The sequence below is a fragment of the Streptomyces sp. NPDC048197 genome (genome assembly GCF_043202395.1).
Classification (GTDB): Bacteria; Actinomycetota; Actinomycetes; order Streptomycetales; family Streptomycetaceae; genus Streptomyces; species Streptomyces siderophoricus.
This window is the reverse complement of record NZ_JBIDAJ010000004.1, coordinates 31,825-52,682: the sequence shown is the minus strand read 5'-3', so window position 1 is coordinate 52,682 and position 20,858 is coordinate 31,825. Positions and strand designations below refer to the sequence as shown.

The window sequence follows — 20,858 nt, the reverse complement described above, 5'->3', positions numbered from 1 at the left end:
CCTGACGGAGCGCGGCAGAGAAATGTGACCGATGGAGACCTCCTGCTTCACTTTCACTCAGTGTCTGGTGTGCGCGATGTCGTCGGCGCTGCGGCATGGTGTCGTGCCCAGGAGGGAAGCCAGGCCGGCTCGGGGACCGGTGTCAGGGTTGCGAAGTGGTTGATGATCGCCCGGAGCCCCGGGTGCGGACTCGTTCTGGGGAACATGAGGGAGAGCGGGTAGGCGAGCGTCGGGTTCACGATCGGGATGCGGCGTAGGTCGTAATTCGTCGGCCAGATGTACCGGTCGCGCGCGCTGACGAGGGTGGCCACGTCGGCGGAGTCCGCGAGGGCGTCGAGGAGCACCTCATTACCGAAGTTCGGGCCTGCCGCGTCGATGCGGAGGTCGAATGCGGTGGCGAGCTGGTCGTAGAACTCGCCCCATTCGCTCCGGGGTGCGATACCCGGCACCCAGATCCGGAGCTTGCGCAGCTGGGCCGGTGTCAGCGTTCGTGCGGAGGCCAGCGGATGTCTGGGACCGACGAGGAGTTCCAGTGGGCAGTCGAAGGCGCGGATCATTTGCACATCGCGCGGCAGCGTGGCCGGATCGGTGACGGTGCGGAACGAGGCGTCGAGATCGCCTGCCTGGACGGCGGCGGCCACCTCGTGCGGGTCGTTGACCCTGAGGGTCACCACGTCGAGGTCGGTTTCGGGATGCGACCGCCAATAGTCGTGCAGCAGGACGGCCTGCGCGGTCCGGAAGCCGAGAACGTCGATCCGAAGGGCTCGCGAGCCCGGTCTGACCGCGGTGACGGCGCGATCGACGCCTGTGACGATACTCCGTGCGTGCGAGAGGAACGCCTGGCCGTCCAGGGTCAGTTGGACCCCCCGGGCGGTACGGGTGAACAGGCGGACCGCCAGCTCGCGCTCCAGGGTGGCGATCCGCTTCGAGATCGCTTGTTGGGTCACACCCAGCTCGTCGGCCGCGTGCTGCAACTGTCCGAGCTCGGCCGCCCGGACGAACGATCGCACTGCCTCGGTATCCATGAATCCAGCCTATGCCCACCCAACCGATCGTTGTGGCTCGACGGAAGGTGGTTGTTTGATCCTGGTCCTCCGTAGCCGATGTGATGCAGGGGCCCAAATATCGGTTGTTTCCGGAGGAGTGATGTGCGCATGAAGTCGGGGTCCGGTTTCGGCTGGTTGTGGTCGGCGTACGCGGTCAGCGCGTACGGCACATGGATAGCCTTCGGAGCGTTTCCGCTCATTGCGGTTCGAGTGCTGCACTCGCCGGCGTTCGCGGTGTCGCTTCTGGAGGCGGCCGGGCTTGCCGTCGCGGCCATCGTTGCGTTCCCGCTCGGGCCGTGGGTCGAGCACCGGGCCAAGCGGCCGGTGATGATCGCGATGGACCTGGCTCGGTTCCTCGGGATGGCGAGTGTTCCGATCGCGTACTTCCTCGGCTTGCTGTCCTACGGCCACCTGCTGGTCGTCTCGGTCATCTCCGGCACCGCAGGCATCGCCTTCACCGCCGCATCCGGCGCGTACCTGAAATACCTCGTCCGCAGCGAACACCTCCTCGCCGCGAACGGGAGGTTCGAGGGCACGAGCTGGGTGGCGACCGCGGCCGGCCCGCCCCTGGGCGGCGCGCTCGTCGGGCTGCTCGGCCCCGTCGTCACGGTCATGGCCGACGCCCTCAGCTACCTGCTGTCCGCGCTCGCGGTCCTGCGCATCCGCGGCGGCGACGTCGCGGCACCCCGCGACCCGGCCACCAAGTTGCGCGCAGCCGACCTTCTCGGCGGCTGGCGGATCATCCTCCGCGACCGTGTACTACGCCGCCTGTTCCTCAATTCGATCCTGGTCAGCGGCCTCATCATGGCCACCGTCCCACTCCTGGCCGTGCTCCTGCTGGGCGCATACCACTTCCCGGCCTGGCAGTACGGTCTTGCCTTCGGCATCCCGGCACTCGGCGGCTTCGTGGGTGCCCGCCTCTCCGCACGCCTCGTGAAGCGTTACGGCCGGCACCGGGTCATGACCGCCTCCGGCTGGCTGCGATCGATCTTCCCGCTCGGTCTCGCGTTCGTCCGTCCCGGCATCCCCGGCCTCCTCACCGTGATCATCGTCGAGGGCCTGCTGATCACCTGCATGGGCATCTTCAACCCGATCTACGCCACCGAACGCCTGCAACGGACTCCCATGGACCACGCCGCCCGGGTCCTCAGCACCTGGAGTGTCAGCAGCAAACTCGTACAGGCCACTCTCATGGTGATCTGGGGCATCCTCGCCACACTCACCAGCCCCCTCGCCGCGATCACCCTCTCCGGCGTTCTCCTGCTCGCCACCCCGCTCCTGCTCCCCGATCGGACACACTTCTCCGCCCCCGAATCCGCTGTGCCGGCCGAAGAGGCTCCGGCCGCATGACGCACTGCAACTCACCCCATCTCACCGCAACTCATCGCATCTCACTGCAATTCCTCGCAAGGCCCCGCTCGCCCTGCGGCGGGTCGAGTGCGGCCCGGAGAGGGCTGTGCCCCGCCCTTCTATCTCCTACCTGCGTTGTTCCTAGAATGGCCGGGTGGAGGACATCGACGCGATCGCGGCGTTGCAGGATCCGGTCCGGCGCCGTTTGTACGAGTACGTAGTGGCACAGGGGCGTGAGGTCGGCCGCAACGAGGCCGCCGAGGCGGCCGGGGTGGCGCGCACGCTCGCCGCGCACCACCTGGACAGGCTGACCGAGGCTGGGCTGCTGGAGAGCGGCAGCCGCCGGCTGACGGGCCGCTCGGGGCCGGGGGCGGGCCGTCCCGCCAAGGTGTACACCCGGGCGCGGGCTGAACGGGCGGTGTCCTTGCCCGCCCGCGACTACCGCACCGCCGCCGAACTGCTTGCCGAGGCCGCCGAGCAGGCCGGGCTCGACGCCGGGCTCTGCGCGGCCGCGCGCCGCCGGGGCGAGGCCCTGCGCGGCTCGGCGGCGCCCTGCGGCGACCTCGAAGAGGCCATGGCGATGCTGGCCGCCCGGGGCTACGAACCACACCTGGAACGCGCCGCGGGCATCCCGGGCGCCGAAGGTGCCAAGGAGGCGGCCGGAGAAGCCGCGGCGGTCGTGCGGATGCGCAACTGCCCCTTCCATGCCGTCGCGGAGCGCTTTCCGCCGCTCGTCTGCGGCATGAATCTCGCACTGTTGGAGGGGCTGCTCGGCGCCGAAGGTCCGGTCCGCGCCCGCATGGACGCCCGGCCGGGGGAGTGCTGTGTGGTGGTCGAGAGTTCTAAAAACAATATTGATTGACATAGAAGTGGGCCGGTGCTGGGATGTGGCCATGACTGCATCCGCGCATGCCGCCCACCTTGCCCAACTCAACATCGCCAAGCTGCTGTTCCCCCTCGACGACCCGCGCATGGCCCCGTTCGTCGAGATGCTCGACCCGGTCCACGCCGCCGCCGACGGCGCGCCCGGCTTCGTGTGGCGGCTCGTGGAGGAAGGCGCGGCCGACGCAACAGCCCTGCGCCCGGCGGGCGAGGACGTCATCGTCAACCTGACGGTGTGGGAGACCCCGGAGGCGCTGTGGGACTTCACCTACCGCAGCGGGCACCTGGAGGCGATGCGGCGGCGCCGCGAATGGTTCGGACGGCACGTCGAGGCACACCTGGTGCTCTGGTGGGTGCCCGCCGGCCACCTCCCGACCGTAGACGAGGCCCTGGAACGGCTGGCGCACCTGAGGGCCAACGGGCCGTCCCCGCGCGCGTTCACCTTCGCCACCTCCTACACCGCCGCCGAGGCCGCCCAGCACCTTCGGACCGTGCCGCAGGGACAGCCCTAGGCACTGACTGGCAGGACCTCAGGGCATAGCGGCAGGTCGAATCGGTGCGCCCGGTGAAGTCCCCATGCCTGTGGGCGGCCCCGGAGTTGCCCGGGGGCCGCCCTGTGCCTTCCGCCCGGTCAGCGGATCAGGTGCACGGTGAGGTGCGTTTCCGTGTCGCTGACGCTGTCGCCGTGGACGGTGCCGTGCGCTGTGCGGTAGCGCCCCGTACCGCCGGTGATGGCGAGGTCGATGTTGCCGGGGCCGGCAGACGTGACGGTGAACCGGCCCTGAATGGTGAGCTGTCCCAAGGGGAGGGCGAGGTCGCCCGCGCACTGCAGGTCGAACTCGTCGGCGGGGGCGGTGCGGGTCAGCGTGCAGATCTCGCTGTAGGTGCCGACCGTGACGCTGCCGCGCAGGAGATTCCCGCTGATGACGAACTCATCTCCCTGGCTGGGGCCGGACGACCCGTCCACGTCGATGAAATTGCCCTGCGTTTGCTGCGCGGTCAGCTGGAACACTTCCTCTCTCGGAGGATAGTGGTCGCCGCCGGTACCGGTCGCGGCCGACGCCGGGTGCGGGCAGAGCAGAAGGGCCGCGAATCCGGTGGCCGCAACCAGGGTGATGCGCTTGAAGTTGAAGTGACGCACGATTTCTCCTGTGGGACTGGAAGGAAAATGCATCTGGCTAGGTGCCTGAAGGTGTCCTGAGGGTTTTCCTGCCGGAGCCGGTATTGCGCGCGGCGGTCGGCATGGCCTGCGTCAGATGCCGGGCCCGGCAACGTAGGTGAACGCGCCGGAGGCAGTACCGCCGGGGGTGGTGACGGTGACGTCGAAGGTGCCCTCGGTGGCGCTGGGCGGGGATGTGGCGGTCACGGTGGTGTCGGAGATGACCGCGAAGGGCGCCGGATTGCCGTGGAAGGTGACCTGTTCGGTGTGGCTCAGGCCGGTGCCGGTGATCGTCACCTCGGTGCCGCCGCTGGTCGGTCCCGTGCTGGGGCTGACGCCCGTGACGGTGGACTGGTCGACGTAGGTGTAGGTCAGGCCGTCGGCGCTCCCGCCGCTGGTGAGCACGGTGACGGCGACGCCGCCCGGGGCCGGGGCGCGGGCGGCTCGGACGGTGACCTGGGTGTCGGAGACGCGTTGGATGACGGCCCGGGTGGTGCCGAAGTACACGTCGATCGCTCCGGCGAGATTGCGGCCGGTGAGGACGATCTCCTGGTCGCTGCCCGAGACCGGGCCGACGTCGGGGCTGATGCCGGTGAGGGTGGGCACCGGCGTGTAGTAGAAGGAGCCGAGGGTGCCGGTGCCGCCCGGGGTGGTGACCGTCACGGGTACGGCACCGGAGCCGGCGGGGGCGGTGCAGGTCACCGATGTCGCCGTGTTGGCGGTGATGACGGCCTTGGCGGTGCCGAAGCGCACGGCGGTGGCGTTGGCCAGGTGATGACCGGTCAGGGTGACGGTGGTGCCGCCTGACGTGGGCCCCTGGTCGGGGATCACGGTCGTCATCATGACCCCGACGGTGCCGGCATTGGCGTTGCCCACATAGGCGCGTGTCCCGTCGGGGAAGACGGCGATGCCGGTGGGGCCGCCTCCCGCGCTGATGTTCTCGACGACGGTGCGGGTGGCGGTGTCGATCACACTCACCGTGTCCGGTTCGGAATTGCCCACATACAGATGGGCGCCGTCGGGGCTCAGTGCCGGGAAGCGTGGCTGGGCGCTGACGCCGATGGTGTCGGTGACGGTGTTCGTGGCGGTGTCGATCACACTCACCGAGGAGCTGCCGGCGTTCGTGACGTAGACGCGGGCCCCGTCGGAGCTGACCGTCAGCAGGATGGGGACGTCGCCGGCGATGATCGTGTCGGTGACGGTGTTCGTGGCGGTGTCGATCGCGCTGACGGAACCCGAGAAGCTCGCCACATAGGCCCGGGTCCCGTTCGGGGTGATGGCCACACCGGTCGCCCCGGCCCCGACCGTGATGGTGCCGGTCACGGTGTTGGTGGCGGTGTCGATCACACTCACCGTGTCAGTGGTCTGCCGCGTCACATAGACGCGCGTCCCGTCCGGGGTGACCGCCGCCATGGTCGCTCCGGCGCCTACGGGGATGTCCGTGACGAGGGTGTCCGAGGCGAGGTCGAACACGCTGACCAGACCGTCGTCGAAGACGGTCACGTAGGCCCGGGTGCCGTCGGGGTTGATCGCCACGTCGGCGGGACCCGCCCCCGTGGCGATAGTGTCGACAACGGTGTTGGTGGCGGTGTCGATCACACTCACGGTGTTCGAGCCCCGGTTGGCCACATACACGCGGGCCGCGTCCGGGGAGAGGGTGATTCCCTGGGGGGTGTTTCCCACGGGAATGACGGCACCTGCAGCAAACGCGGCATTCAATGTCGAGCCGGGTGTCCGGGCAGGCTCCGGAGATCGTAAAGCCAAGGCGAACATGACACTCCCCAAAACAGGCGGGACGATCTTTATCCCGCACCTGGAAATGTCTGCTCCGCCGCATGGGCAAACAGCGAGCAGTCAACCGGCCATTCGGGCCGGCGAATACACACGCAAACGGAGAATAGCGTCCCCGGGAAAGCATTTAAAGGTCGCGGGATATTTCCGATAATCGGTTTACGGTGCGGGGGTGGGGAATCCGGCCGTGATCGACGTGGCTTGACGGGCGACGTGGGACCGGAGAGGTGGGCGAGGCGGCCGGGTGGGATCTGGCCGATGCTTCCGAAGGGAACTTGCTTGCCAGGCCGTTGCGTTGGGGACCGTCCGCTGTCGAGGATGGCCACGATCACCCGGGTGACGGTAGGAGTCTGCTGTGGCTGGCGCAGGAGTGGCCGAGCTACTGCTCGGTGGCACGGTCGTGTTGGCTGCTTCGGTGCAGTGGCTGACCGGTATGGGCTTCGCGCTCATCGCGGTCCCCGTACTTGTTCTGTTGCTCGGTCCGACGCAGGGAGTGGTGCTCGCGAATTGCGCGGCCCTAGTCATCAGCATCGGCGGACTCGCCACGGGGTGGCGACGGGTACGGATCGGTGCCATGGTTCCCTTGGTCATCGCTTCCGCGTGCACGGTTCCGGCGGGCTCATGGGCGGCCGCCCGGCTGCCCGAACCGGTACTGCTGGCCGGCATCGGAACGCTGGTGACGCTTGCCGTGGCTCTCGTGATGGCAGGCGCGCGCATACCGGCTCTGATCGGAACGCGGGGCGCCGTGACCGCGGGAGCCATAGGTGGCTTCATGAACTCCGCCGTCGGCGTCGGCGGGCCACCGTACTCGCTGTACGCCATGAACGCGGGATGGTCGATCCGCGAATTCGTGCCGAATGCGCAGTTTTACGGAATCGCGGTGAACGTCTTCTCGGTGGCCGTCAACGGTGTACCACGGCTGAGTGGGTCGGCCTGGTCGGTGGCCGTGGCCGCCATGGTGGCGGGCGCCCTCATCGGCCGGGCGCTTGCCCCGAGGGCCCGGGAGCGGGGGGTGCGTCGGCTCATCTTTGCCTTGGCCCTGGCCGGTGGGTTCTCCGTGCTGGTCAAAGGGCTGTGGGAGAGGGCATGACGCTCACTGGTGTCGGCCCTCGCGGCGGTTGGGGTGACGGACCGGGTCCGGCAGGCTTGGTGTGCCGGACCCGGCAGTGTCAGCCATTCATGGCCGCCCAGAACTCCTCGAAGGACATCTGGCGGTCGCCGTTGGTGTCGAGCGAGTCGATCAGCTCCTGTGCCTGCGCCTCGGTGATCTCCGAGCCCTCCAACTCCGCGACGACCTTGCGGTATTCGTCGGCGGTGACCTGGCCGTCCCCGTCGACGTCGTAGCGCTCGAAGACCTTGCGCGCCGCCGTCTCCACGATGTCTGCCATGTGCTCCGCCCTTCTGTGATCTTCACTGACGGACCCACACTATCCGTCCGCCCGGAGCAACAGGGAGGCGCCCGACCTGCCCAGCCGTTGCGGGCCGGGAGCGACTCGTCAGGTATCAGGAAAGGTGTTCAGGCGGAGACGGGTGAGGTCGCCGGAGTGCTCCGCCGTGACTGTCGTGACGAAGCCGTCTGAGGTACGAAGGGTGCAGACCGGATCGCTCTCCAACAGCAGTTGTAGCGCTTCGTGTGCGTCATGCTCAAGCGGCGGCGAGACGACAGCAGTCCAGCCGTCGCCGTCGGGTGCGGCAGCGACCCGGACGGGGAACTGTGCCAGGCAGGTGGAGCGATTGGCCCACCAAGCGAGCTGGGCCCGGCCCTCATAACGGTCCATCCCATGAGGGTATGCACCCGGGTTGTGCTCTGGGCGTGGCACGGGGCCGGAACCCGGACGGTGGATCGGTGCTGTCTCAGGGCGTTCGTTCGTCGTCGGTCGCGGCGTCGAGCCTGCGGCGGATGTGCGCAGTCGTGGGGTTCGTGGGGCCGAGGGCCGTCTCGGCCATCTCCAGGGCCTGCCGCTCCAGAGCCAGGCCTTCTTGCCGTTGGTGCAGGGAGAGCAGGGTCTGGGCGAGGTTGTGCAGGCGTACCGCCAGCTCTGCGTGGTTTACGCCCTGGGCCTTCGTGGTGAGGGCCACCGCGCGTCGAGCGTGCGGAAGCGCCTCTTCGTATCTGCCGAGTCGGTGCAGCGAGTACACGAGATTGCTGGCGTAATTGGCGCAGACGGGATGATCCCTGCCGTGGGCTTTTTCGGCTGCGCTGAGTGCTTCCGTCTTCAGGCGGTATGCGTCTTCGTGTCGGCCGAGTTCGTCGTAGGTCGTGGCCAGGTTGTTGGCGAAGACGGGGAGTTCGGGGTGCTCGGGTTCCATGGTGGCCGTGGCGATGTCCATCGCCCGCTGTCCGTGTTCCAGAGCCTTCTGGAGCTCTCCGGTACGCCGCAGGCTCTGCGAGAGGTTGCACAGCCGTAGCGCGGTGTCGGGGTTGTCCTTGCCCAGCACGGCAAGGGTGATGTCCAGCGCTTGCCTGTCCAGGGCCAGCGCCTGTTCGTATTCGCCCTTGGCCGTGCGCAGCAGGGACAGATTGCCCAGGCGGACGGCGGTGTCGAGGTGGCTGGACCCGTATGCCTGCTGCGTGATGCGCACGGCGTCCGCTGCATAGCCCAGGGCCTCGTCGTAGTGCCCGATTGCTCGGAGGGTCGTGGCGAGGTTGCTCATCCGCAGTGCGGTGTCGGGGTGGTCGTCGCCGAAGGTGGCCCGAGTGATCTCCAGGGCCCGCCGTTCGAGTTCGAGGGCCTGTTGGTAGTGCCCGAGGGAGGTGTGGGCGGCGGCGAGGTTGCCGAGGCGGATGGCGGTGTCGGGGTGGTCGTCGCCGAGGGTGGTCCGGGTGATCTCCAGGGCCCGCTGTCCGAGTTCGAGGGCCTGTTGGTAGTGCCCGAGGGAGGTGTGGACGACGGCGAGGTTGTCCAGACGGGAGGCGGTCTCGACGTGGTCCTCGCCCAACGCGTCACGGACGATTTCCAGGGCCGTCTCGGAGGGGGCGAGAGCCTCTCTGTGGCGGCCCAGATGAGTCAGCGCATGTCCCAGATTGCCGAGTGAGGCCGCCGTGTTCAGGTGCCGCTCTCCGTGGACCTCCTGGCTGATCAGCAACGTCTCCCGGAGCATGCGCTCGGCCTCTGCGTACTCGCCGGCCTCGCTCAGAGTCACCGCGAGGTTGTTCCTGTGGGTCAGGGTGTCGGGGTGCCTGGGACCGTGGAGACGCTGGGAGAGTTCCAGGGCACGCCGGCGCAGATCCAGCGCGAGGGTGAGGTGACCGCGGGCGTGGAGGTACGTTCCCGTCCGTCCCATCAAGTTGGCCAGTTCGGGAAGCGGTTCGAGACCGTTCCGGTGGGCGACGACGGCTTCCACGTGCGGCAGCAACCGCTTCCAGAGCGGCCAGCCGGTGACGTCACCCGAGGTCGCCTCGGCGGGCGCCGCGTCGTCCAGCAGAGCGACCGCAAGCGCGCTGGCGTCAGCTGCCTTGGTCGGGTCGGGAGAAGGCCGGCGGCCGCCCGCTTCGGCGCGCAGGACCGCCTGGAGCAGCCGGTGCACGGTGACCTCGTCAGCGGTCAGGGTGACCAGGCTGTAGGCGGCGAGCACGCCCAGTGCCTCCGCCACGCGCAGGCGTGAGGGCAGGGCACCGTCGAGCACGGTGCGGGGCAGCGGGGTGGGTGCGCAGTAGGCGAGAACGCGCAGCAGCAGCACCGCGTCGGGGTGGCTGAGCCGGAGCGTGAGGAGTGTCACCGACCACAGGAGGGCGATGGTCTTCTGCTGCTCGTCGTCCACGGGCGGCTCGGGCAGCACCCCGGCCAGGCCCTTGCGCAGCTCGGTGAGGTAATCGTCGGGCTTCACCGCGGTCTGCGCCATGTAGGCCCCGGCCTGCCTGAGCGCCAGCGGAAGGTCACCCAGTTCCACGGCCAATTCGGTCAGTGCAGCGACCGCTGCCTCGTCGGTGCGGCCGGTGAGCTCCTTGAGCAGGGCCACCGAACGCTCGGAGTCAAAAGGACCGAGGTCCAGGAATTGGCTGCCCCGCTCCCAGGCCAGGGTGTGCCGGGTGGTGACCAGCACCTGACCGGTCGTCAATCTTCCGAGCCACGGCTTGAGATGAGCGCTGTCCGCTACGTTGTCGAAGACCAGCACCCAGTCGGTTCGGGCCTCCAGCCAGTGCGCCGCCCACGCGGCCGCCTCGGAGACCGGCAACGTCTGCCCGATGTCCCGGTCCAGCTCACCGGCCAGCCCGGCCAGGCCGGCCTCGATCGCGTCGGGGCCGATCGCGTCGATCCACCACACGGGGTTCCGGCCGGCCACCCTCTGCGCCCACGCGTGGTGGAGGGCCAGCGTGGTCTTGCCGGCCCCGCCCATACCGCGCACGGTCACCGGCGGCAGTCCCATGCCGGAACAGGGAAACGCTTCCAGGCGGACCAGCTCCGTCTCACGCCCGACGAACGGCTCGGGACTGAGACCCCGCAAGTTGCTGACGGGGACGGTGGGATCAGGCTTCCGTGAGGTGGTGGCTCTGGCGGAGGCCGTGCTCGACCACAGCTCGTACAGGTCTCCCTCGATGAACTCGTCACTGAAGCCCAGCGCCCCCGCGATGGCCGCGACCGTGTCCCAGGACGGCGGCGGATGGCCGTCGTTGAGGGCGTTGCTGACCGTCGTCCTGCCCAGCTTCGCCTTCTTTGCCAGGGTGCTGGTGGTCAGGCCCTCGCGGCGGGCACCCATGCGGGCCTTGAGAATCTGTCGCAGGCGGCCCAGCGCCTGCGCACCGTCGTCGGCCGCCACCTCAACATCCGCCATTCCCCGTCGCTCCCCCCGAGCCACCGTACGGATCTGTTCATTTTCGTACGGCTGAACCCTGCTGCACAGGCGATTGGGCAAAGTCGCCGCATCGGTCCCCGGTACAAGCAGTCGAAAAGGAGCCTGCCGTGCCCATTTCCGTTGTGGTGGCGGTCACCGTTCTCGCCGTCTCCGTTGCCGTGATCATCGCCGTGCTCACGGCCGTGACCGCCGGCTTCCTCGCCCGCAGGGAAGGCGCATCCCCGGCAGCGGCCGTGAGCCGGGCGGGGATGGCCTTCGCGGCCACCCTGTCGCTGCTGGCGCTCTTGACGACCACCGTCAGCGACCTCCTCGGATGACCGCCGTAGAACATCGGCCGCGCAGCACCAGGACCGGTCCCCCCCCGCGCCGCCGCGCGTCCGGACGGTGCTGGACCGTCCGGACGCGCGGGGCGTCGCTACGGATCGAACCGGCCGACCTCTTCGCTATGACCGGTAGCGGTAGCGGATCCGGCCGCGGGTGAGGTCATAGGGGCTGAGCTCCACGAGCACCCGGTCGTAGGGGAGTATCTTGATGTAGTTCTTGCGGATCTTTCCGCTGATGTGGGCGAGCACCGTGTGCCCGTTCTGTAGCTCCACCTTGAAGGTGGCATTGCGCAGGCACTCGACGACGGTGCCTTCGACTTCTACGCCCCCTGCTGTTTTCGTCATGATCTCTCACTTCTCTCTTCTGTGGCGTGGTATTCGGTTGTGGCGTGGTATTCGGTAGAAACAAGTGCGGTGCGGTGTGGCGGAGTTCAACGGCGGACGAGCTCCAGAGTGCCGGCCGCGCGCCGGGCACCGATGCTCTCGAACAGGGCGGTGGCCGCCGCGTTGGACTCGTCCACCTCGGCCCATGCCGAAGCGGTCCCGGCGCGGTGCATCGAACCCAGCGTGTGGGCCAGCAACGCCCGGGCGATGCCGCGACGGTGGCTGTTGGCGCGGACGGCAATCAGGCCGATCCGTGGCTGCCGGGGCAGCGGCGCCACCCGGACCAATCCCACGTACCGGTCCAAGTGCCGCGCCACCGCGTACTTCGACGGGTCGACCAGGGTGGTCCCCGCCGGGCGGGGGAGCACCTCGGCCGGCATGGTCTGCCATCCGACGGCGGCCTCGACCTCGTCGCGGACGATGCGGTCCAGGGCGCGCAGCGGGCCCTCCTCCGCCTTGCCGGCAGGCACGATCGTCACGCCGGACGGGGGCTGCACCGAGCCGAGCCCGGTGACCTCCGGGGCGGTGGGCACGCGGTAGCCCCACTCGCGACGTGCGGCGGCGAAGCCGGCCCGCTCCCAGGCGGACCGCGAATCGTGATCGGCCTCGTCGACGACGGCGTACAGCGGTGTCGGCAGGTCCGCCAGCATTGCGTCGGCGATACGGTCGAAGACCGCGCCGTGCCACGCGTCGATGCTGATGAAGAGCCGGCCGTCGGGTCGGCGGGAAGCGTCGCCGCGGCCGACCTCCCGGTCGTCCTCCACGGCCAGCCACTGCATGTCCGAAGCCCGCGTGACCACGACTGCGTGGTGGTCCGGGCCCGGAGTGGAATGCGCAATGTTCATAGGTGTTGCCTCTCAGGAGTGCCTTGTCTGAGGCGCTCCCGGCGACACCTACGTCAATCGCCCACCGTGACGAAAAGCGGGAGCACCCATACGGATACAGCCTTCATGGGTCTCACCTCCTCGCGTTCTTTCACGGCTGCGCAGACGGTACCAGCGGGGCTCGGGGGGCCCAACCCATTTACGGGGGCACGGTCGGCCGCCCGGACCGGACGAGCAATGGGGATGCCCCAGTCAGGTGCGGCTCTGGGGTGCGGCGACGGCTGTACCGCAGGCTGTGTGCACGGTGGCCAGGGTGGTGACCATGCTCTGGGTCCACGACAGCATCGTGCGTTCGCGGATTGCCGGATCGTCGCAGGCCGGGCGGCCGAAGGCGCCGCAGGAGCTCTGCTGGGCAAGAAGGAAGGCGAGGGCGTCGCGGGCGATGCGGTGCTCTGCCCGCCCGGCACGGGCCGCGTCCCGGACGATGCCGGCGATGTGCCCCAGGTGGTACTTCTTGCAGGCATCGAGCAAGTCAGCGGCGGACGTCTCCGGCAAGGAGGGCGGCCCGTCGGCTCCGGCGTCGATCAGTTCGGCCGCACGCTGAGGAGCTATCAGGCCCAGACCGGCGAGGCGTCGGACGTTGCAGGCCGCCTGTGGCGGGACCTTGTCGAGCAGTTCGACGGCGGCGGCGGTGGACTTGAAGAAGCTGTCGAGTGACGGGCAGGTGATGCCGTGCGCCCGCAGGCCGAACGCGAATTCACCCACCACCTCCATCCCGTGGCCCTGCCACACCTCCGCTTCCGCGTCCGCGAGACGTTCGGAGAAATCGAGGAGCAGGGGCCGAGCGAGCTCGGGTTCGCCAAGAGCCTCGGCCGCATGCGCGACAGCCGCTGCGGCCGGCAGACATCCGGCCGGGTCGTGGCGCCGACCGGTGTCCGCCAGCCACACCACTGCCCGCCGCAGCGGCTGCGCCACGTCGAGGCGGGGCGCCGGTGCGGACGGTCGCTGCCTGCGCAGCACCTTGGGGCTGCGGTCCAGGAGCGCGGCCAGCGCCACGACGATGGTGGTGTGGTAGCCGGTCGCCCAGTGCCGGTACGCCTCGTCGCCGTCGGCAAGTCCGGGGTGGACCACGCCAGGTGGCCCATTGACCCGCCCCTCGGCCTCTTGCGCCGCCGCGAGGAACTCCCATGCCCGGCGGGCCTCCGCGGAGTCTCTCACCCCGAGGCACAACAGGCAGCACAGAAGTTCTCCCACCAGGTCGGCATTCCCTTGGTCGAGGGTGAGAACGAGGAGTGCTTCGAGCAGTTCCACCGCCGCGCCCGGATCGAAGTCCGAGGGCCAATGCGGCTCGCGCAGACCGAAATCCGTGGCGTAGAAGATCGTGTGGGTGACGGCGTAGATGTCGCGGTCGGAAAGTTTGACGACATTCGGCTTGTTGCAGAGCAAGGTGAAAGGCAGGACCTCGTCCATGGCCGGCAGCGAGTGCGGGACACCGCACAGCTCCAGGGTGTGCAGCAGATCGAGCTGCCGGTATGGGATGCGCTCGAAGACCGTCGCGTATCCGCCGGCCGCGGCCTGAGTGAGGAGTTGCCGGAACTCCGGGTCGTCGCGTCCGCAGAGCCGAAGTGCCGCATAGGTCCCCGCGTACAGCAGAAGGGCAGTTTCGTCCCGGGCGATCAGCTCTCGATAGGAGGGACGAGCCGCGATCTCCTCGACCTGATCCAGCAGGGCCGTGTAGTGACCGTCCAATGGCTCCGGGTCGAGGCGCGCGCGAAGCCCCACAAGGAATGCGGTCTCGATAAGGGCTTTACGGGCGAAGAGAACCCGGCCGGCTGCGGCTTCGGCCGGATCGATGAGACCCCGGCGCGCAGCGAGCCAGGCGACTGCCCGGGTCTCCACCGCGCGCCTTTGTGACGAGCCGTCACCGGGGTGCGTCGTGTCCATCGGATGCCTCCCGGCGGTCGGCGCAGTCAATGGCTCAGTTGCCCGCAGCGCCGTCGTCGCACTCCGCGACCTGGTTGGCGACCACAAGGACATATCGCTCCCAGGCGAGTACGTAGCCGGCCACGTCGTCGAGTTGGCTGACCTGGTCGACGACTTGCTCCAGCGGAATGCGGAGGTCGACAAGTCCGCTCGTCCGCAGGAAATCTAACGCCTTTCGGGCATCGACCGGAGGGGGAGGACAGGACATGGGTTACTCCTTCGGAGTGGTGCGGATGGATATAACGAGTGTCGCGTTTACACGATGGACTTGTCACGACTTTTGGCTGTCCCGGAAAAGGGACGATTCGATAGGTCCAGGTAAGTCACGTGTAACCCACGGAGAATTCACCCGGTTGGCTCAACGTTCCCGAAGGGTGACCGGCCGGTCGGTGTTTTCAGCGGATCCGGAAATGTCCCAACTGCCGGGCGAGGACGGGCGTCCGACGGTGTGGTCGTCCGAGCTGATCGCCTTTGAACCTGGCTGTCGCAGGCCGGAATTGTTTACGCCCCCTCCGCCTTCTCCCACAACGTAGCGATCAGCTCCAGCGTGGGATTGCCCGCCCCGCTGCCGATGAAGCCCTGGCCATACGGCACGCCGGCCTTGGTGATGGTCAGTTTGGCCACTCGGCCGTCCGTGGTGATCAGGCACCAGACCGTCCCGGCGGCGAGGTCCTTGGAGAAGACGGGCAGGGGGACGGCGCGTTCGTTGGCCGCGGCGCGGCAGGCAGTTGCCGTGGAGGTGCCGGGGTCGGCCTGGCCGAGCCGGGGCACCGCGGACGCGTCGTTGAGTTTGATGCCGCCGGCGGTGCCGCCGCCCTCGCCCAGACAACCGCCGTAGACCAGATCGACGTTGCCGTTCGCACCGCCGTAGAGGTCTCCCTTCGCCACCGTGGCGTTGTCCAGGTCGAGGAGTTGATCGCCGCCGAGGCCGCACGACGGGCCCGGGACCACCAGGCGCTTGTTGCGGTACACCGCCTTCGGCTCGGACGGTGTGCGGTGGGACGGCTGGGTGCTGGGCGATGCCGCGATCGGCGTTTTGGCCCCCTCGGGCGACGGTGCCTTGCCGTGCTGGGTGGTCGGAGTGCCCTTCGGCCCCGCCTTGCCTCCGGCCCCGTGGTCATCGTCCGCGACAGTGCCCGGCAGCCACTTGACCAGCGACACCGCAAGGAGCACCGTCGCCGCACCGGCCAGGGCGGCCGCGACCACCGCGCCGCGGCGGCGGGGGCGTACGGGAGCGGGCGCCGGCGGGCCGAGGTGGAAGACTCCCGCCTCCGGGGCGTGCCGCGGTGGCGGTGGCGGTGGCGGTGGCGGCGCGGACGGCCGGGGCGGGGCCTCGGGTCGCGGTGGCCCCGCCGCCCGCTCCGACCAGCCCCGCACCAGCGCCAGCGACCCCGCGTTTCCGGCCGCCCGCCGCTGCGGCCGCGGCAGCCCCCGGCCGTGCAGTTCGCGGTCGACATGGGCGTGGATCTCGTCGAGGGTCAACGGGGCCGGACGGGCCAAGGCGGTCAGCAGGGACCCGGTGAACGCGGTGTGGGCGGCGCCCTGGGGCGCGTGGGCCGGTGTCGTCTTCGTGGACGCCGTCAGCAGATACGTACCGGCCATCTCCAGCTGCCCGAGGGCCAGTCCGGCCGGCGAGGACATCGCGGAGATCGCCCGACCGGAGAAACAGCAGTCCAGCAGGAGCACCCGGTAGGCGGCGCGCGCGTCGCTCACATTGCGTTTGACCAGCTCGATCGGGACGGCGGAGAAGCCGGCCTGGTCGATGTCGGTGTGCCGCAGGCCCAGGTGCAGCAGCCCGTCGTCGTCCAACACCCCGTGCCCGGCGTAGTAGACCAGCAGGAGGTCGTCCGCCTCCCGTACCGCCCAGCTCAGCGCCGCGCCGACAGTCGCCTGGTCCGCGGGGTCGGACACCACGCGGCAGTGTTCGGGGGCCAGCAGACCGTGCGCGGGGTGCGTCAGTGCGGCCTTGAGCGCCCGGAGGTTCGCTTCCACGGCCGGCATGTCGGGCAGGTCGGCGCTGCTGAAGCGGCTGGTTCCGATGAGCACGGCCCGGCTGGTGGGGCCGTGCGGAAGTCTCGGACCGGCCGTGTGCCCGCTCATTCCCCGCGCCCCGCGGGGTGCGCGCCGGATCCCTGCCCGTCAGGGTGCGCTTCGGGCCGTTCGGCGAGCGAACGGAACACCTCCTGCGCCTCGCGGATCACCGCCCGTTCGTCGGTGGCGCGTTTGACGTCGAGGGTGACCCTACGGCCGTCGTCCGCCTCCAGCGTGACGGCGACGTCGCTGCGACGGCTGGTGAGCCAGGCACACAGCGGGGCGACCAGCCCCACGATGCCGCCCGAGCCCAGGATGACGGTCAGCGCGTCCGCGCTGCCGCCCATGTGGCCGGGCGCCGGCGGAGTGTGCCGCCGGCGCACCCGGCCGCGCAGCCCGTGCTCGGCCGACAGCCACTGGTGCAGCGCCCGTAAGCACGCCTCGGTATCCGGCGCGTGGACGGTCAGTGTCAGTTCCCCCATGGCGGCATCTCCCCACAGCCCCATCCGTCTCCCGCACAGCGGTGGCCACGGCAGGTGGCCGCTGCCATCCTGGCACGATCAGGGGGAGCCGAGGTCCCGTTTCCCCGTCACGGTCGACGCTCGCCGACGGCTCCCTCTCCCCGCCCCGGACCTCCGCCTCGCCGCCCGCCACCGGCACGGTGAACCCACACCACACCAGGGCGCCGGACAGTCGCGAGCACGCGTGTGGTAGCACTGCGTGCATGAAGGGCAAGTCCACTGAACGCGCTGGTTATCACCATGGCGACCTCCCCGCTGCGCTCACCGCCGCGGCCATCGAGCTCCTGGACGAGCGCGGGACGGAGCATGTGACCGTACGTGAAGTCGCGCGCCGGGCAGGGGTGTCGCCAGGGGCGCCGTTTCGGCATTTCGCGGACCGGCAGGCGCTGCTGACCGCGGTCGCCGACCGCATCCTGGCCGACTTCGAGAGGTGGCAGCTCGCCATGGTCGCAGACGTCGAGGGTTCTGGGATGCGCGCATTCGGCCTGGGCTTCGTCCGTTACGCGATCCGCTACCCGCGCCGCTTCGAGCTGCTCAAGACCAGGGTGTTCGGCGCCAGTCGGCCCGCCGAACTGCAGCAGCGTCTGTCCGACATCGAGCGGGCCTTCGCCGACATCATCGTCGCCGACCAGAAGGCCGGTGTGTTGCGTCCCGGCGATCCCGCGCTCGTGGGTCTGGCGGGTCAGGCGATCGTCTACGGCCTGTCCCAGATGATCGTTGACGGGTATCTGCCGCCGGATCAGGCGGAGCAGCTGGCCGTGCAGGTGCTGGACACCTTGGGTTTCGGCATCGCCAACTGACCACGTTCCGTGGGGCCTTGACCGCCCCTCCGCGCACTGATGTAATCAATGATTACATCAGTCGAGGAGGCTCCGATGCCCGTACTGCGCCTGTCGCGCATTCCGCGATTCCCGGACCCCGCAGCCACGGGCACGGTGGCCGTCAGGGCGACCCCGGCTGATGCGTACCGCGTCGTCAGTGATCCGCCGGTCATGATCCGTCTCGCCGAAGAGGCCCACCATGTCCACTGGTTGGGCGGCGCCACCGCACCGGCGGTGGGCGCCCGCTTCCGCGGCCACAACCGCAACGGCCTGCGTCGCTGGGTCACCACCTGCCGTATCACGGATGCCGATCCGGGCCGGCGCTTCGCCTACGAGGTGACGGCGCCGCTCGGAGTCCCCATCTCCCGTTGGCAGTACGACATCGCACCCACGGCGAAGGGCTGCACCGTCACCGAGACCACCTGGATGCGGGTGCCCCTGTGGTTCCTTCCCCTCGCCGTCTTGATCACCGGGGTCTCCGACCGCATCGGCGTCAACCACACCCACATCGGCACCACACTGCAGCGCCTCAAACACCATCTGGAATCACCCGGGCCCAGCGTGGCGGACAGCTCGCAGCGCAGTGATCGGCCGGTGGGCTGACCCAGGAGGCGACTCCCGCCCCGGCCGGATCCAACCCGGCAGGTCGAACGGCCGAGGCGGGCACCGGAGGACACACACCAGGAAGGAAGACACGACATGCGCGAAGTACGTGACTTGCTCGCTCCTGACGCGTTCAGGGGTGTCGTCGCAACGGTCATGGACAACAACCCCGGCATGGACGCACCTACGGCCAGGTGCGTCGTGGAGGAAGCCCTCAAGTTCGTCGTGGCCGCCACGAAGTTCCCGACGACGTCCATCCGGCCTTCGCGCCTGGTCGACGAGGGATGGCACGCCCTCATTCTGCACACGGCGCTGTACGCCAAGCTGTGCGCCCGACTCGGGCACTTCGTACACCACCACCCCGACGGGCCGGACGCCCCCGATCACGACCCGGGCGCACACCTGCGGACCGTGGCCCTGATCGAAGAGGCGGGGTTCAGCGCGGACAAGGAGCTGTGGACGGTGCCGCCGAGCGCACTGGTCCCGACGGGGGCGAGGTGCCGGCGGCGGCCCCATCCGGGCGGCGGCTGTACCACCCCGTCCTGTGGCTCGTCGTGTGGCTCCTCGTGCGGCTCCTCCTGTGGCGGGGGAGGGGGTGACTAGCTTGTAGCTCCCCCTCGGACCTCGAACTCGCCACAGGCTTTGAACGACAAGGTGCGGCCTTGCCACGGGCAGGGCATCGAACTCGCAGGTGTTTCACGCAACGGATTCCGCGCGGGCGGAAGAACGGGGGCACGAGTGAATCGCAAACGGAGCGTGGTGGTGTCGGTTGCCGCAGCCGGGTTGGCGACGGCTGTGCTGACAGGGTGCGGCGTCGACGGAAAGATCGGCAACTACGACAAGGTCTCCGTCTGGCCGGACGCTGACCCCCGCGGCCAGAGCCCGATCGCCGATCTGACCACGCTCACGCCGGTAACGGTCGAGTGCTACACGCCAGGCAAAACGGATGCGACCGGATTCGGCTACGGCGCGACGTACAAGATCTCCTACGACGGTGGATCCGGCTATATCGACGCAAGCACGTCCATCATGAGCGACGGCGGCGCGGTCTCCCCCGACCGGGTACCCAACTGCTGACGGGGGCGGTGCGAGGCTCGGTGCAACACCGCGTCACCGGTGCTGCGGGCGCCATTCGAAGAGCAGGATGGTCGCGTCGTCCCGCAGTTGATTGCGCTGGTAATCGAGGATGGCGTGGATGAGCAGCCGCAGCACCTCGGCCGGGAGCTGACCGGCGGCGGAGGAGCGGATGATGAAGTCGGTGAACCGGTCGAGGCCGAACTCCGCACCGTCTGCGTCGCGGGCCTCCACGACACCGTCGGTGTAGAGCAGGACGCAGTCGCCCGGTTCCAGTGTCGTCTCGTAAACCTTCCGGGCCGCCGGGGCGAGTTGGCCGACCAGACCGATCGGAGGTTGCGGGGGGCTGTCCAGCACGCCGCCGAGCACCCGCTTGGCGCGGATCAGCAGCGGCGGCGGGTGACCGCAGTTGACCCACTGCAGCACCCCGGTCACCGCGTCGAGCCGGCACAGCACGCCGGTGCAGAAGTGGTCGGGCAGCCACTGGGCCAGCGCCTGGTCGACGGAGCCGACGACGTCGGACAGGTCGCCACCGCCGCGGCGGGCGTTCCGTGCCGCCGCCATGGCGACCGAGGTGGTCAGGCCGGAGACCAGATCGTGCCCCATGGAGTCGACGATCATGGTGTGCAGCACGTCCTTGACCACCGAGTGGTCGTAGGCGTCACCGGCGACGTCGTACGCCGGCTCCAGGACCGCGGTCGAGACGCACCTGCTGCTGCCGACGGTGTGGGGTGGCAGGAAGGCCCGCAGCATCTCGGTGGGCAACCGCATGGTGCCGGTGCGGGCGAGGCCCGAGAGCCAGTCGCTGTAGGCGCGCTTGGAGGTGATCAGCATGGCGAGCAGATGGGCCAGCATCCGGCTGCGGCGCATCCGCGCCCCGTTGAGCGAGGCAGTCCGCACCGCCAGCACGCCCAGCCGCTCCGCACCGTCGACCAGAGGCAGCCAGACGATCACGCCGTCGTCGGCCTCGGCCACCCGCGGGGAGACCGTACGGTACGCCCAGCCGGCCGACGAGCGGTCCACCGGCAGCGGCTCGGCGGCCTCGTCGAGCGGGATGAGCAGCCGTTGTTGCAAGTCGACGAGGTAGAGGAGCGCGGCGTCCAGGCCGAGGGCCGAGGCGCACCGGTTCGCCAGGCCGGGCAGTTCGAACGGCAGGGCTGTCTGTGCCTCGACGATCAGTTCTTCCAGCTGGTTCTCGTCGACGGCCGTGTCGGGACCGGCGGACGCGTGCGGTAGGTCCGACACGGGGATCACCCCTTCTGTGCCCGCTCT

General features: G+C 69.3%; 22 protein-coding genes. 9 read left to right on the top strand and 13 right to left on the bottom strand.

All coding sequences use genetic code 11. The annotated features are described in order from the left end of the window. Positions 1-53 precede the first annotated feature (53 nt). Entirely contained in the window at positions 54-1,025 is a 972-nt protein-coding gene (locus ACGF4C_RS07315; protein WP_393564018.1) for a LysR family transcriptional regulator, read from the bottom strand. Between the two features lie 129 nt (positions 1,026-1,154). On the opposite strand from ACGF4C_RS07315, the gene ACGF4C_RS07310 reads away from it, so the two are divergent. From ACGF4C_RS07310 to ACGF4C_RS07300, 3 genes are all read left to right on the top strand, one after another. Then, positions 1,155-2,396 carry an MFS transporter gene (locus tag ACGF4C_RS07310; RefSeq protein ID WP_393564017.1) on the top strand — a complete coding sequence of 414 codons (1,242 nt, stop codon included), beginning with the start codon at positions 1,155-1,157 and terminating at the stop codon, positions 2,394-2,396. 154 nt (positions 2,397-2,550) lie between these two features. Beyond that, the gene (locus tag ACGF4C_RS07305; protein ID WP_393564015.1) at positions 2,551-3,258 is read left to right on the top strand and encodes a helix-turn-helix transcriptional regulator; all 708 of its coding nucleotides are present in this window, start codon (positions 2,551-2,553) and stop codon (positions 3,256-3,258) included. Positions 3,259-3,289: 31 nt separating this feature from the next. Continuing rightward, a complete protein-coding gene (locus ACGF4C_RS07300) occupies positions 3,290-3,790 on the top strand; it encodes a DUF3291 domain-containing protein (RefSeq protein WP_393564013.1) in 501 nt (166 codons plus the stop codon). Between the two features lie 119 nt (positions 3,791-3,909). Here the strand turns inward: ACGF4C_RS07300 and ACGF4C_RS07295 are convergent, their stop codons facing one another. Next, the gene (locus tag ACGF4C_RS07295; RefSeq protein ID WP_393564011.1) at positions 3,910-4,419 is read right to left on the bottom strand and encodes a hypothetical protein; all 510 of its coding nucleotides are present in this window, start codon (positions 4,417-4,419) and stop codon (positions 3,910-3,912) included. A gap of 111 nt (positions 4,420-4,530) precedes the next feature. Then, positions 4,531-6,120 carry an IPT/TIG domain-containing protein gene (locus tag ACGF4C_RS07290; protein ID WP_393564009.1) on the bottom strand — a complete coding sequence of 530 codons (1,590 nt, stop codon included), beginning with the start codon at positions 6,118-6,120 and terminating at the stop codon, positions 4,531-4,533. 463 nt (positions 6,121-6,583) lie between these two features. Between ACGF4C_RS07290 and ACGF4C_RS07285 the strand changes: the two genes are divergently transcribed. Further along, positions 6,584-7,318, top strand: a complete 735-nt coding sequence (locus ACGF4C_RS07285) for a sulfite exporter TauE/SafE family protein (RefSeq protein ID WP_393564008.1) — start codon at positions 6,584-6,586, stop codon at positions 7,316-7,318. Between the two features lie 79 nt (positions 7,319-7,397). Here the strand turns inward: ACGF4C_RS07285 and ACGF4C_RS07280 are convergent, their stop codons facing one another. The 3 genes from ACGF4C_RS07280 to ACGF4C_RS07270 form a co-directional block, all read right to left on the bottom strand. Next, a complete protein-coding gene (locus ACGF4C_RS07280) occupies positions 7,398-7,616 on the bottom strand; it encodes an EF-hand domain-containing protein (RefSeq protein WP_201808806.1) in 219 nt (72 codons plus the stop codon). Positions 7,617-7,724: 108 nt separating this feature from the next. Next, positions 7,725-8,006, bottom strand: coding sequence for a hypothetical protein (locus ACGF4C_RS07275; RefSeq protein WP_393564006.1), 282 nt, complete (start codon positions 8,004-8,006; stop codon positions 7,725-7,727). A gap of 76 nt (positions 8,007-8,082) precedes the next feature. Further along, positions 8,083-11,001 carry a tetratricopeptide repeat protein gene (locus tag ACGF4C_RS07270; protein ID WP_393564004.1) on the bottom strand — a complete coding sequence of 973 codons (2,919 nt, stop codon included), beginning with the start codon at positions 10,999-11,001 and terminating at the stop codon, positions 8,083-8,085. Positions 11,002-11,129: 128 nt separating this feature from the next. On the opposite strand from ACGF4C_RS07270, the gene ACGF4C_RS07265 reads away from it, so the two are divergent. Then, a complete protein-coding gene (locus ACGF4C_RS07265; protein WP_393564002.1) occupies positions 11,130-11,339 on the top strand; it encodes a hypothetical protein in 210 nt (69 codons plus the stop codon). Positions 11,340-11,465: 126 nt separating this feature from the next. Here the strand turns inward: ACGF4C_RS07265 and infA are convergent, their stop codons facing one another. The 6 genes from infA to ACGF4C_RS07235 all read right to left on the bottom strand — a co-directional run bounded on the left by infA (position 11,466) and on the right by ACGF4C_RS07235 (position 17,049). Further along, positions 11,466-11,690 (bottom strand): translation initiation factor IF-1, encoded by a 225-nt coding sequence (infA, locus tag ACGF4C_RS07260; protein ID WP_030410176.1) that lies wholly within the window; start codon positions 11,688-11,690, stop codon positions 11,466-11,468. An 86-nt stretch (positions 11,691-11,776) separates the two neighbouring features. Beyond that, complete coding sequence (locus ACGF4C_RS07255) at positions 11,777-12,574, bottom strand: GNAT family N-acetyltransferase (protein ID WP_393564000.1); 798 nt, start codon at positions 12,572-12,574, stop codon at positions 11,777-11,779. A 231-nt stretch (positions 12,575-12,805) separates the two neighbouring features. Further along, a complete protein-coding gene (locus ACGF4C_RS07250; RefSeq protein ID WP_393563998.1) occupies positions 12,806-14,497 on the bottom strand; it encodes a DUF6895 family protein in 1,692 nt (563 codons plus the stop codon). A 34-nt stretch (positions 14,498-14,531) separates the two neighbouring features. Then, positions 14,532-14,744, bottom strand: coding sequence for a hypothetical protein (locus ACGF4C_RS07245; RefSeq protein WP_030410179.1), 213 nt, complete (start codon positions 14,742-14,744; stop codon positions 14,532-14,534). Positions 14,745-15,037: 293 nt separating this feature from the next. Further along, complete coding sequence (locus ACGF4C_RS07240) at positions 15,038-16,636, bottom strand: caspase domain-containing protein (protein ID WP_393563997.1); 1,599 nt, start codon at positions 16,634-16,636, stop codon at positions 15,038-15,040. Continuing rightward, a complete protein-coding gene (locus ACGF4C_RS07235; protein WP_393563995.1) occupies positions 16,633-17,049 on the bottom strand; it encodes a hypothetical protein in 417 nt (138 codons plus the stop codon). The genes ACGF4C_RS07240 and ACGF4C_RS07235 overlap by 4 nt, the downstream gene beginning before the upstream one ends. A gap of 242 nt (positions 17,050-17,291) precedes the next feature. On the opposite strand from ACGF4C_RS07235, the gene ACGF4C_RS07230 reads away from it, so the two are divergent. The 4 genes from ACGF4C_RS07230 (at position 17,292) to ACGF4C_RS07215 (ending at position 19,589) form a co-directional block, all read left to right on the top strand. Further along, positions 17,292-17,888: a TetR/AcrR family transcriptional regulator gene (locus ACGF4C_RS07230; RefSeq protein ID WP_393563993.1), complete on the top strand. Its 597-nt coding sequence runs from the start codon at positions 17,292-17,294 to the stop codon at positions 17,886-17,888. Between the two features lie 75 nt (positions 17,889-17,963). Continuing rightward, on the top strand, positions 17,964-18,512 hold the full coding sequence (locus ACGF4C_RS07225) for an SRPBCC family protein (protein ID WP_393563991.1): 549 nt from the start codon (positions 17,964-17,966) through the stop codon (positions 18,510-18,512). A gap of 96 nt (positions 18,513-18,608) precedes the next feature. After that, a complete protein-coding gene (locus tag ACGF4C_RS07220) occupies positions 18,609-19,115 on the top strand; it encodes a hypothetical protein (RefSeq protein ID WP_393563990.1) in 507 nt (168 codons plus the stop codon). A 39-nt stretch (positions 19,116-19,154) separates the two neighbouring features. Continuing rightward, entirely contained in the window at positions 19,155-19,589 is a 435-nt protein-coding gene (locus tag ACGF4C_RS07215; protein ID WP_393563989.1) for a hypothetical protein, read from the top strand. A gap of 33 nt (positions 19,590-19,622) precedes the next feature. Here the strand turns inward: ACGF4C_RS07215 and ACGF4C_RS07210 are convergent, their stop codons facing one another. Further along, a complete protein-coding gene (locus ACGF4C_RS07210) occupies positions 19,623-20,840 on the bottom strand; it encodes a PP2C family protein-serine/threonine phosphatase (RefSeq protein WP_393563987.1) in 1,218 nt (405 codons plus the stop codon). Positions 20,841-20,858 lie beyond the last annotated feature (18 nt).